The organism is Pedobacter sp. KH_004 (assembly GCF_057840755.1).
The window spans coordinates 1,841,858-1,853,824 of record NZ_CM174519.1; the positions used below are offsets into that span (position 1 = coordinate 1,841,858).

Below are 11,967 nucleotides of genomic sequence, written 5' to 3' on the forward strand. Positions count from 1 at the left end.
ACATATGGATGCTAAACCGCTAATAGTCGAATGCATTTACAATGTGCCAATTGATAAAGTTTGGCAAGCATTAACGGATAATAACCAACTTAAACAATGGTATTTTCAATTGGATCAGTTCGAACCGAGGATTGGATTCAAGTTCGACTTTATTGGTGGTGGCGACGAAGGACCAAAATACCTACATCTTTGTGAGATCATCGAAGTAGATGAAGGAGCTTTAATTGCTTATTCATGGAAATATGATAACTACCCGGGCAACTCTATAGTGAAATGGGAAATCTTTGAACAGGGAAACAATACCAGGCTAAAACTAACCCACACAGGCGTTGAAACCTTTGCCGACAATGGTAAAGATTTTCAAAAAGAAAGTTTTAAAGCTGGATGGAATTACTTTGTAAAGGATGCCTTAAAAAATTTCTTACAAGCTCTATAAATAATTGCTTGCTATTTTAATGCTTTCTTTAGTAGTTCAGCAACAGTTTTGTCCGTTTTGAAGGTAATTGCGTTCACATCCAGTTCACTTATCGCAACCCAACGAAAGGCTTGAAGAATTTCTCCTTCTGCATCGAAATCGTAAATTTTGGTCTTAAATGCAAGTTGTAAAGGTGCCTTTTCTTTAACCAGGTAATACACACTTATCACCTGACTATCGTTAAAAGAAGATTTCTCGTAAAAATCAGTCGTGTAAAAATGTGATAAAACCTCTATCTCAGCATTACATTCTTCCATAAATTCTCGCTTCAGCCCATCAATAAGACCTTCTCCAATTTCTAAACCACCACCAGGGAATTTGCTGAAACGAAAGCCATGCTCCTCTTCATCGCTAATTAGAACCTGTTGGTTAGCATTAATTAGCAAACCATAAACTCGTACATTAAAGTAACTCATTTTCGTAATGCTTTTTGTTCTTGATCACAATTTCAGGCGTCCAGATAATTTCCTTTTTAAAGGCTTCTGCCCTCACTGGGCATTCGCTCATGTGGCAATAATGGCAGCACGCAGGCAAACACGGGTCTGCATGTATAAATAGTTCTGCTTTTCTAATTCCGTTTTTATTAATGAGTTCATCAATCTGTGAGATTTCTCTATGAACTTGATTCAGGTCGAAATAGTAAGGCAGTGTAACGTGGCAATCTATGTGAAAATCAGGGCCGTATTGTTGCGTACGAAGATTGTGAACATCAATCCAGGGATTATGCCTATTATTCTGCAGTACATCAACAACTTCTTCCACTAAGGTAAAATCGCTTTCATCCATTAAGCCACCAACTGAACTTCTGGTTAACTTATATCCGGAATAAACAATGTAAAAACCAACAATAATAGAAAGCAGACTATCCAACCAAATTATATTTGTCATTTGAATAAGCACTAAGCCGAGAACTATAGCCACACTAGTATAAGTATCTGTAAGTAAGTGCTTTCCGTCAGCCTGTAGCGTTATAGAATGCTGCTCTTTCCCGACTTTAACCAGGTACAAACCAACGATCATATTTACCAAACCAGTAATTCCTATAATTATGGTTCCCTGTAAAAGCTGCCCGACAGCATGGGGATAAATTAAATTGTAAGATGATTTGAATATAATGATTATACCTGCTAGTAGAATCAAAATTCCTTCAACAAAGACAGAAAAAAATTCTACTTTTCCGTGGCCATAAGGGTGGTTTTCATCTCGCGGTTGCGTACTTAAATAGATGCTGTAGAACGCAAAACTGCCAGCAATTACGTTCACAATGCTTTCGGCTGCATCGGTTAAAATGGCATTTGAGCCCGTGATGAAATAAGCCACAAATTTGGCTAGCATTAAAAAAATACTAACCACTAATGAAATGATAATCGCTTGTTTTTTAATCGTCACGGGATTTTTTTACAAAAATACGCTTATCACTCAAATTAAATGAGAAAAACTATGCCTTTTTTAGTGCAGAATAATATTTGGTTTATATATTTGCGTTCAAAGTAATTAACCATGAGCATCTTATCCAAAAGAATCAACAATCTATCAGAATCTGCGACACTTAAAATGACCAAATTAGGCCGTGAATTGGCCTCAAAAGGTGTTAATATTATAAGTTTAAGTGTTGGCGAACCCGATTTCAATACACCTGATCACGTTAAAAATGCTGCAAAAAAGGCTTTAGATGATAACTACACCCGTTACTCTCCGGTACCAGGATACCCAGACTTACGTCAAGCTATTGTTAACAAATTAAAAACCGAAAATAATCTTGATTACGATATTTCGCAAATTGTAGTTTCTACCGGCGCAAAACAATCGCTATCGAATGTAATTTTAACATTAATAGATCCAAATGATGAAGTGATTATTCCTACGCCATATTGGGTTTCTTACTCCGAAATGGTTGTTTTAGCGGAAGGAAAATCAGTTTTCATCGATACAGATATCGAGAGCAATTTCAAAATTACGCCCGAACAATTAGAAGCTGCCATAACGCCAAAATCGAAGTTGTTTATGTTTTCATCGCCATGTAACCCTACTGGTTCAGTTTACAGCAAGGATGAATTGGCAGCTTTAGTTGAGGTTTTTGAGAAACATCCTAACATTTATATCCTGTCGGATGAGATTTATGAGCATATCAATTTCGTTGATCAGCACGAATCTATCGCACAATTTGAGAGTATTAAAGATAGAGTAATAATCGTTAATGGCTTTTCGAAAGCATTCGCAATGACCGGTTGGAGATTGGGTTATATTGCAGCAAACAAAGAAATTGCTGCTGCAAATGATAAATTACAAGGACAAACCACTTCAGGAACTTGTTCAATCGCACAAAGAGCGGGCATCGTAGCTTATGAGCAGGGTCTGGACAGTGTTTTAGCCATGAAAGAGGCATTTCTTCGTCGTAGAGAATTGGTTTACAATTTACTAAACGAAATCCCTGGTGTTAAAACGAACCTTCCGGATGGCGCATTCTATTTCTTTCCAGAAATCAGTTCATTTTTCGGCAAGCAAGATGCGGACGGAAATATCATCAAAGACTCTTCTGATTTAGCGCTGTATCTGCTAAACGTTGGCCACGTAGCTACCGTTGGTGGTGATTCTTTTGGAAACAATAATTATATCCGTTTATCCTATGCAGCTTCGGATGAAAGTTTAGTAGAAGCTTTAAGACGAATTAAAGAAGCACTAGGCAAGCTAGCATAGTTATTTGCAGTTAGTAATTCGGAATTTTCAGTTTATATATAAAACCCTTCGCTAGAAATGATCTGGCGAAGGGTTTTTAATTTTAGAGTTTTCGTATTATAATATGAATAACAAATAGCAAAGGTCGAAACTGACAGTAAAGATCCGTCTTGGCTAATTCCTTCAAGACGAATAACATTTTAGCTTCTGATGGCCTCAACCGGATCTAATCTTGATGCGGAATATGCCGGCCAGAATCCCGATATCGTTCCAATAATTACAGATATCCAAATGCCGAGTAATATGTTGTTTACTCCCAGTATAATATAAAATCCTGTAAGTGCTCCGAGTAATAGTGCAATCAAATAGACCAGCAAAAGTCCGAGCAGCCCTCCCAAAATACATAGGGAGATAGATTCGAAGATAAATTGCAATAGAATAAAATAGTTTTTTGCTCCCAATGATTTTTGAATACCAATAATGTTTGTTCGCTCTTTAACGGACACGAACATGATATTTGCAATACTAAAGCCTCCAACCAATATTGAGAAACCTCCAATAATCCAACCTGCCCAATTTACCATGGTAAACATCGAATCTAGTTGATTGGAAAGTATGGTTGTTTTATTCAGGGCGAAATCTTCTTCCTGTCCAGGTCTGATTCTATGGATAGATCGCATTAAACCTTTCAATTCGCTTTCTACTTCTTCAAGCGAAACATTATCATTTCCACGCACTGTAATTTGTGGCCCATATCGTTCATTTTGAATATCAAGAATGCTCTTGGCAAAATTTATAGGGATATTCACATTTTTATCCAAAGAAGTACCCAACATATCCTCACCTTCTTTTTTAAATACACCAATAACTGTTAATCTCCTGCCTAAAACTTGTACTTGTTTACCTATTGGGTCATCTCCACCAAATAATCCGTCAGCGACATCTGCACCCATCAACAACACAGGTGAGCCGTTATTGCTTTCGGTTTCAGTAAAATAACGACCGGCTTGAAGTTCGAAATTCCAGGTTTTATCAAAATCATGCGAAGCTGCAGAAACATTTATCCCTTCAACAGAATTACTCCTGTATTTTATTGTCCTATCACTCGTCGAAATTTCAAAGGTGATTCCCTGGGCGTTCCCCATTCGTTCTCTTAAAGCAGCAAAATCACGAAGCGAAGGCTGTGGTCTGTTCATGTATTTCCACCAAGGGTAGTTATCGCCAAAACTCCAAGGCCATTTTTGAACATAAATCGTATTCGATCCCAATTTATCTACACTTGACTGAAGTTTACCACGAAAGGTATCTACTGCTGAGAAAACAGCGATGATGGTAAAAATCCCTATTGTGATCGCAAGAAGCGATAACATGGTACGCATTTTATTTTGGCGTAGTGCATCAAAAGCAAAACGAAAACTTTCCCCTATTAGCCTAAAGATTATCATAATTAATGGTTAGATGCACAGCATATAAAAAGGTTACAACTCATTTTCAAAACTAGTTAATTTTGTGGCGTTTCTGAGTTAAGCGACTTATTTTTCAATATTTAATTAACCAAAACATTGTATACTGTAATTACGTTTGATAAAATACGAAAAAGAAAAATTAAATTCGTATTTTTGCACCTCAAAAAATTCATCAAGAATGAAATTATCACAATTCAAATTCAATCTACCAGAGTCACTAATTGCAAACAATCCAGCCGAACAACGCGATGAAGCACGTTTGATGGTTTTACACAAAGACAGTGGTAAAATTGAACATAAAATTTTCAAAGACGTGCTTGGTTATTTCGATGACAAAGACGTAATGATATTGAATAACACAAAAGTTTTTCCTGCTCGTTTATACGGTAATAAAGAGAAAACTGGCGCTACTATCGAGGTTTTTTTGCTTCGCGAATTAAATAAAGAGTTACGTTTATGGGATGTTTTAGTAGATCCGGCTCGTAAAATTCGGGTAGGTAATAAATTATATTTCGGCGACGATGACTTATTGGTTGCTGAAGTTGTTGATAATACTACTTCTCGTGGGCGTACCATTCGCTTCTTATTTGAAGGAACAGACGAAGAATTTAGAAAAAACGTAGAAATTTTAGGTGAAACCCCGCTTCCGAAATACATTAAACGTAAAGCAACTGCTGAAGATAAAGAACGTTACCAAACCATTTTCGCTAAACACGAAGGTGCTGTAGCAGCTCCAACTGCGGGTCTACACTTTAGTCGCGAGTTGATGAAACGCCTTGAGCTTAAAGGTGTAGAATTTGCGGAAGTAACCTTACATGTTGGGTTAGGAACCTTTAGGACTGTTGAGGTAGAGGATTTGACTAAACATAAAATGGATTCAGAGCAATTTATCATCGAACAAAAAGATGCTAATATTGTAAATAAAGCCATAGAGGAAAAAAGAAGAATTTGTGCAGTTGGAACGACTTCAATGCGTTCAATAGAATCTGCGGTATCAGCAAACAGAACATTAAAGGCTGCAAATGACTGGACAAGCAAGTTTATCTTCCCTCCTTACGAGTTTAACATTGCTAATTCAATGATTACAAACTTCCACACGCCAGAATCAACATTATTGATGATGGTAAGTGCATTTGGTGGTTATGAAAATGTAATGAATGCTTACGAAGTAGCAGTTAAAGAAAAATATAAATTTTATAGTTATGGTGATGCCATGCTAATTATATAGATTTTAGTACTTAGTATTTAGTATTTAGATAAATTGGTCTAAGTACTAAATACTAATCTCTAGATACTCGAATGAAATACTACGCTATAATTGTAGCAGGCGGTTCTGGCAATCGGATGCAGACGGAAACCCCAAAACAATTTTTGTTGCTAAAAAACCTCCCGGTTTTAATGCACACCATAAAAGCTTTTGCGCAAAGCGATACTCAACCTAAAATTTTATTAGTTTTAAACAAAGAACAACAGGGCTACTGGAAAAGGCTTTGCGAAGAGTTCAATTTTAGGATACCGCACCAAGTGATTGATGGTGGCGCCGAACGCTTTTATTCGGTTAAAAATGCAATTAACTCCATTAATGAAGAATCTTTTGTTGCCATTCATGATGCCGTTCGTCCGTTAGTTTCGAAAAAATTGATTGACGGGTGTTTTAAGGAGGCTGAACTGCATGGTAACGTTATTGCTGCTGTTCAATCGAGCGACAGTGTAAGAATGTTTAAAGACGATAAAACATCGGCATTGAAACGAAATGAAATCTTCCTGGTACAAACGCCTCAAACCTTTAGTTTAAAAATTTTAAAAGAGGCTTACCGACAAGATTATTCGGTGAGTTTTACTGATGACGCCAGCGTTGTTGAGGCTATTGGTGAAGCTATTCACATTTTGGAAGGCGAAAGAAATAATATTAAGATAACCTATCCTGTTGATTTAGAGTTAGCAGAACTTTTGTTAAAGCGTTAATAAAAGAAAGGGTGTTTCATAATAATGAAACACCCTTTCTAATTCATCAATATTTAAGATTTTACGCTACAAATTGATGAATGTTCGCTTAACATATTTTATGTTGCTCTGCCTATAACTTTAAGCAAGATTGCAATAATTGCGATTACCAATAAAACGTGAATGATGTTACCCACATCGCCAAAGCCGTGGAACACGAAGCCGATCACCCATAGTATAACCAATACTACTGCGACTAAATACAATAAATTTCCCATAGTGTTAATTTTTTAAGTAAATGTTGATGTATTAACACAGCTAGAATACTTTTGTTTAAAAAATGTAAATTATATTTTTAATTGGTTGATAATCAAACTCCTTTTCGTTGTAAAGAAGTCATAAAAAAACCTCTCGTTTTTGCGAAAGGTTTCTTTATGCTTTATAAAATTTAGTATTCATCCTCATTAAAGAAGAAGTCTTCTTTAGTTGGATAATCTGGCCAAATTTCCTCAATAGTTTCGTAAGGTTCGCCATCATCCTCTAACGCTTGCAAGTTCTCAATAACTTCTACTGGTGCGCCAGAACGGATACCATAATCAATTAATTCATCTTTAGTTGCAGGCCAAGGTGCGTCTTCCAAGTGCGATGCTAGTTCTAATGTCCAATACATATCTTCAATTCAATTAAATTCTTGTTCTTAACAATGCGCAAAGTATATTAAAATTTTTGAGCAAAACAAACTTATTTTTCCACCATTAAATACGAGGTATCCAGATGTTTTCTTCTGCGCTAAAATCCATGTTCAGTTTTCGTGCCAAAACAAACAAATAATCACTCAAGCGATTTAGATAAACGCTAACTTTTTCGTCTACAAAGCTTTTTTCTGCAAGCTCAACAGTTAAGCGTTCTGCCCTTCTGCAAACGCATCTGGCAATGTGGCAGTAAGAAACAGTAGTATTTCCGCCTGGCAAAACAAAGTGCTTTAAAGGAGGCAGCACTTCATTCATTAAATCCATTTCCTGTTCTAATAAAATAATATCAGTTTCATGTAGATCAGGAATTTTCATCTTCGATTTTTCTGGATCTGCCGCTAACGTTGCCCCTATTGTGAATAACCTATCCTGAATTTCTTTCAATAATTTCTTGTATTCGGGAGCGATATCCTGACACATGATTAACCCTATGTGAGAGTTTAGCTCATCAACTGTTCCATAAGTTTCTATGCGTAAATGATATTTCGGGACACGAGTACCACCAATTAATGAGGTTTGTCCTTTATCGCCAGTTTTAGTGTAGATTTTCATACCCCTAGCCCCTACAGGGGAATTATTATACAAAATCCTAAAAGTCCCCATTAGGGGATTTAGGGGTTAATTTATTTTTTCCCAATCGCTGCCACTATCATTTAAAGCTTGCAGGCGTGGAGAAACATTTTTGATATCAGTATTCACGTAATCGTTCTCAATTAAACCATCACGCATTCTTACGATCCTGTGAGCATGTTGCGCAATATCCTCTTCGTGAGTAACCAAGATAATCGTGTTCCCTTTACTGTGTATTTCTTCCAGAAGACCCATGATCTCTATTGAGGTTTTGGTATCCAGGTTACCGGTTGGTTCATCGGCCAGAATAATAGATGGATTGTTTATTAAAGCTCGTGCTACAGCCACACGTTGGCGTTGACCTCCAGATAACTCGTTCGGTTTATGATCCATACGGTTACCTAAATTTACATTTTCTAATGCCTTTGCCGCCCTAGCCTCGCGGTCCTTTTTGCTACTTCCAGCATAAATTAGAGGTAAAGCCACGTTATCCAGCGCTGTAGAACGAGGTAAAAGATTAAAAGTTTGAAAAACGAATCCTATCTCTTTATTACGAACTTCGGCCAATGCATCATCAGTCATTTGGCTCACATTCGTTCCGTTTAAGATGTAAGTGCCACTTGATGGCGTATCCAAGCAGCCTAATATGTTCATCAAGGTTGATTTTCCCGAACCTGAAGGGCCCATAAGCGCAACAAATTCGCCTTTATTAATGTCTAAAGAAACTGATTTTAAAGCATGGATAACTTCTGATCCGATTACATATTTACGGCCAATTTCTTTTATGGTAATAAGTGGTTTCTCCATGTTTTTTCGTTTTTAGACAAGCGTAAAGGGTAAGATGTTACAATAGTAACAAAATTACTTTTCGATAATTTTTGGAACCATAAAAAATTGCTCAGTATGTTTTGCGGCATTCTTAAGTCCATCTGCCGTCGATATCTCTTGTTTCACAACGTCTTCTCGCCAAGCGTTAGTCGTTTCATTCATATAAACTAAAGGCTTAACGGTTGAGGTATCGAGTTCGTTGAGTTTTTCCATAAACGAAAGTATCTTGTTCATTTCAGGAATTAGGGTTTCAACTTCCTTTTCATCAATATGAATTCTGGCCAAATCGGCAATTTTATAAATGGTTTTTGCGTCTAAATTCATTTTACTAGTTCACTTTCAATGAGTTGGAATACCTTTTCCTTTAACAAATCAGAATCAACGTCTGCCAACTTTGATGTGTCTATCGGTTTGTGGACGTAAATATCGCAAATTCCTGGCTTACTTCCATATTTGGCGCCGTCATCCCAGTTAATTTTCCAAACATTGGTAATGCTGACCGGCACAAGCGAAATGTTTTTATCTATGGCTAAACGAAAAGGACCATTTTTAAATTCGCCCAACCGTGGCGGATAATGATCATCTATTTTTCCTTCGGGAAAAATAATTAAGCTCATTCCTTTTTCTAAATTTTCACCAGCTTTTTTAAATGCCCGAAAGGCAGAAATTTTACTATCACGGTTTACCGAAATATCAATTGTTTTAAAGAAAATTCCTAAAACAGGATTATTTAACAATTCATCTTTGCCCATAAAATGGAATTTACCATGACACATGATACAAAACACCATAATATCCAAATTCGAAGAGTGGTTGGCACAATAAATATACGTTTGCTTGTAATTTAGTTTTTCCTCGTAATAATAGTTGTACCAAACACCGGAAAGCAAACTGCAACAGAAACTATTGGCTTTTCTGCAAAGATTTAAAATGGAGTAATATTTTGGATTACGAGATGTGAGGTAATACATTGGATAAAAAAGGATAAAGAAGAAAATTATCCAAAATAAAAACCATACTCGGTGTACTTGCCTTAGAAAGTGAATCATAGATAATCAAAAATATAAAATACTTTATCATTTCAAATACTGATTAGCCACCACCAATTAAATGATTGGTTATTTTATAATATGAATAGCAAAAGGTTGATCCATCAAATTAAGCCGAAAAAATCTATTCATATAAAATTGATTATATCGTATACGTTGCTTGCTTTTTATTTTTAATTTCGTGCCATTATGAAAGAAACAGTGGTGAGTGGCATTAGGCCAACTGGAAAGCTACATTTAGGAAATTATTTTGGTGCAGTAACCAATTTTGTAAAAATGCAGTATGATTATAACTGCTACTTTTTTATTGCCGATCTACATTCATTAACAACTCATCCTACTCCGGGTGATTTGCATGGTTATGTTCGCCATGTATTAGTAGAATATTTAGCTTGCGGAATTAATCCAGAAGAGACCACCATATATGTTCAATCTGATGTTCCAGAAGTCTCGGAGCTTTATTTATATCTGAATATGAATGCATATTTAGGAGAATTAGAACGAAGCGCCTCCTTTAAAGAAAAGATAAGATCTAATCCGGATAATGTAAATGCTGGTTTATTAACCTATCCTACTTTGATGGCTGCAGATATTCTTATTCACAGAGCTACTAAAGTGCCGGTTGGAAAAGACCAGGAACAACATCTAGAAATGACCCGTAACTTCGGCAACCGTTTTAACAGGATGTATAACGCCGATTTTTTCCCTGAATCTTTTGCGTTTAATTATGCTGAAAATTTAGTTAAAGTACCTGGTTTGGAAGGAAAAGGCAAAATGAGTAAATCAGATGGTGATGGAAACTGTATCTATCTATCTGATAGCCCTGAAATTATCCGTAAGAAAGTAGCCAGAGCAGTGAGCGATAGCGGACCAACAGAAGAAAATCAGGAAAAACCAGAAGCGATTCAAAATCTTTTTGATTTGATGAAAATTGTCTCTACGCCTGATACTATTGAGCATTTTGATGGATTGTACAATAAAATGCAAATCCGTTATGGAGATATGAAGAAGCAACTGGCTGAAGATATGATTGTATTTAACTCCCCTATAAGAGAACGTATTGAAGAACTTTCGAAAGACGAAACTTATTTAAGGCAGGTTGCTAAACACGGTGCATTAAAAGCCCGGGAAAGTGCTCAGAAAACCATCAGAGAGGTTCGTAGTTTAATCGGTTTTAAAAGTTTTTAGTAATTTTAAATAGATTTGAGAAGATTGATATGAGATTTGAGACAATGCTCGACTCCATATCTGATATCTCATATCTCATATCTAGACATATATGCACATAGCAATTGTAGGAAATATAGGCGCCGGAAAAACGACTTTAACGGGTTTACTCGCCAAGAATTATGGATGGGAAGCTTTGTATGAAGCGGTTGACAACAACCCCTACCTGGAAGATTTTTATAGTGACATGAAACGTTGGAGCTTTAATCTTCAAATTTATTTCCTCAACAGTCGTTTTCAACAAATTACTGATATTGAAGTAAATAAACGTAATGTGATTCAAGATAGAACCATTTATGAGGATGCACATATTTTTGCAGAAAACCTGCATGATATGGCGCTGATGACCACTCGTGATCATGACAACTATCGTGCGATATTTGATAACATCACTTCTTTCATCAAGCCACCTGATTTACTGGTCTACTTACGAGCGTCGGTTCCTACGTTGGTAAATAACATCCAACGTCGTGGCCGCGAGTACGAGGCAGGCATTCGGATTGACTATTTATCTAAATTAAATGAAAAATACGAAGCGTGGATCAAAAATTATAACTTGGGTAAACTATTAATTCTGGATAAAGACAAACTGGACTTCACCAACAATCCAGAAGATTTAGGTGCTGTTATTCAGTCAATTGAAGCTGAAATAAACGGTCTGTTTTAATTTTGTTTTTTAGATTGAATTTTCAAATACATCTTCACCCTGATGTATTGAGGAACAAGCCATTTTTTGCTTAAAATTTGTTTTTGTTTATCGCTTTAGTTATATTATAAAGATGACGGAAAAAAATTTTGCACACGAGAACTATTCGAATTGGAAACTTGGCATTTTTTATTTCAATCGAAATGATAAACGTTTGTTTGTGCACAAGCGGATCAGAATTTTAGGTTGGACACTGAATTTTGCTCATCCATTGTCTTACGTTGTGTTGACGCTAATTTTTATTTTAGCATATATCTTAAGTAACCTACCATAA

At 36.2% G+C, this 11,967-nt stretch carries 16 protein-coding genes; 7 read left to right on the forward strand and 9 right to left on the reverse strand.

Annotated features, from left to right (window positions below; translation table 11 throughout):
• The first annotated feature begins 4 nt into the window (after positions 1-4).
• Positions 5-436: an SRPBCC family protein gene (locus AC3ITD_RS07830; protein WP_489365493.1), complete on the forward strand. Its 432-nt coding sequence runs from the start codon at positions 5-7 to the stop codon at positions 434-436.
• Positions 437-447: 11 nt separating this feature from the next.
• Here the strand turns inward: AC3ITD_RS07830 and AC3ITD_RS07835 are convergent, their stop codons facing one another.
• On the reverse strand, positions 448-891 hold the full coding sequence (locus AC3ITD_RS07835) for an NUDIX domain-containing protein (protein WP_489365495.1): 444 nt from the start codon (positions 889-891) through the stop codon (positions 448-450).
• Complete coding sequence (locus AC3ITD_RS07840) at positions 878-1,864, reverse strand: cation diffusion facilitator family transporter (protein ID WP_489365497.1); 987 nt, start codon at positions 1,862-1,864, stop codon at positions 878-880. Before AC3ITD_RS07840 ends, AC3ITD_RS07835 begins: the two co-directional genes overlap by 14 nt.
• 111 nt (positions 1,865-1,975) lie before the next feature.
• Between AC3ITD_RS07840 and AC3ITD_RS07845 the strand changes: the two genes are divergently transcribed.
• Positions 1,976-3,172: a pyridoxal phosphate-dependent aminotransferase gene (locus AC3ITD_RS07845; protein ID WP_489365499.1), complete on the forward strand. Its 1,197-nt coding sequence runs from the start codon at positions 1,976-1,978 to the stop codon at positions 3,170-3,172.
• 179 nt (positions 3,173-3,351) lie between these two features.
• On the opposite strand, the gene AC3ITD_RS07850 is transcribed toward AC3ITD_RS07845, so the two are convergent.
• A complete protein-coding gene (locus AC3ITD_RS07850) occupies positions 3,352-4,596 on the reverse strand; it encodes an ABC transporter permease (RefSeq protein WP_265798767.1) in 1,245 nt (414 codons plus the stop codon).
• Between the two features lie 199 nt (positions 4,597-4,795).
• Between AC3ITD_RS07850 and queA the strand changes: the two genes are divergently transcribed.
• Both queA and AC3ITD_RS07860 read left to right on the forward strand, forming a co-directional pair.
• Positions 4,796-5,845 (forward strand): tRNA preQ1(34) S-adenosylmethionine ribosyltransferase-isomerase QueA, encoded by a 1,050-nt coding sequence (gene queA, locus AC3ITD_RS07855; RefSeq protein ID WP_265798766.1) that lies wholly within the window; start codon positions 4,796-4,798, stop codon positions 5,843-5,845.
• Between the two features lie 71 nt (positions 5,846-5,916).
• Positions 5,917-6,582: a 2-C-methyl-D-erythritol 4-phosphate cytidylyltransferase gene (locus tag AC3ITD_RS07860; protein ID WP_265798765.1), complete on the forward strand. Its 666-nt coding sequence runs from the start codon at positions 5,917-5,919 to the stop codon at positions 6,580-6,582.
• 98 nt (positions 6,583-6,680) lie between these two features.
• On the opposite strand, the gene AC3ITD_RS07865 is transcribed toward AC3ITD_RS07860, so the two are convergent.
• From AC3ITD_RS07865 to AC3ITD_RS07890, 6 genes are all read right to left on the reverse strand, one after another.
• Positions 6,681-6,839, reverse strand: coding sequence for a lmo0937 family membrane protein (locus AC3ITD_RS07865; protein ID WP_131557824.1), 159 nt, complete (start codon positions 6,837-6,839; stop codon positions 6,681-6,683).
• A 170-nt stretch (positions 6,840-7,009) separates the two neighbouring features.
• Positions 7,010-7,231: a DUF2795 domain-containing protein gene (locus AC3ITD_RS07870; protein ID WP_010603503.1), complete on the reverse strand. Its 222-nt coding sequence runs from the start codon at positions 7,229-7,231 to the stop codon at positions 7,010-7,012.
• An 85-nt stretch (positions 7,232-7,316) separates the two neighbouring features.
• The gene (locus AC3ITD_RS07875) at positions 7,317-7,865 is read right to left on the reverse strand and encodes a cob(I)yrinic acid a,c-diamide adenosyltransferase (protein ID WP_489365505.1); all 549 of its coding nucleotides are present in this window, start codon (positions 7,863-7,865) and stop codon (positions 7,317-7,319) included.
• Positions 7,866-7,931: 66 nt separating this feature from the next.
• Positions 7,932-8,690 (reverse strand): ABC transporter ATP-binding protein, encoded by a 759-nt coding sequence (locus AC3ITD_RS07880; RefSeq protein WP_056848927.1) that lies wholly within the window; start codon positions 8,688-8,690, stop codon positions 7,932-7,934.
• Positions 8,691-8,744: 54 nt separating this feature from the next.
• A complete protein-coding gene (gene gatC / locus AC3ITD_RS07885) occupies positions 8,745-9,035 on the reverse strand; it encodes an Asp-tRNA(Asn)/Glu-tRNA(Gln) amidotransferase subunit GatC (RefSeq protein ID WP_265798763.1) in 291 nt (96 codons plus the stop codon).
• A complete protein-coding gene (locus tag AC3ITD_RS07890) occupies positions 9,032-9,682 on the reverse strand; it encodes a lysophospholipid acyltransferase family protein (protein WP_322975032.1) in 651 nt (216 codons plus the stop codon). The genes gatC and AC3ITD_RS07890 overlap by 4 nt, the downstream gene beginning before the upstream one ends.
• A 267-nt stretch (positions 9,683-9,949) precedes the next feature.
• On the opposite strand from AC3ITD_RS07890, the gene trpS reads away from it, so the two are divergent.
• The 3 genes from trpS (at position 9,950) to AC3ITD_RS07905 (ending at position 11,967) form a co-directional block, all read left to right on the forward strand.
• Positions 9,950-10,948, forward strand: coding sequence for a tryptophan--tRNA ligase (trpS, locus tag AC3ITD_RS07895; protein ID WP_265798761.1), 999 nt, complete (start codon positions 9,950-9,952; stop codon positions 10,946-10,948).
• Between the two features lie 91 nt (positions 10,949-11,039).
• Positions 11,040-11,654 (forward strand): deoxynucleoside kinase, encoded by a 615-nt coding sequence (locus AC3ITD_RS07900; protein WP_265798760.1) that lies wholly within the window; start codon positions 11,040-11,042, stop codon positions 11,652-11,654.
• Positions 11,655-11,766: 112 nt separating this feature from the next.
• On the forward strand, positions 11,767-11,967 hold the full coding sequence (locus AC3ITD_RS07905; RefSeq protein ID WP_265798758.1) for a DUF5808 domain-containing protein: 201 nt from the start codon (positions 11,767-11,769) through the stop codon (positions 11,965-11,967).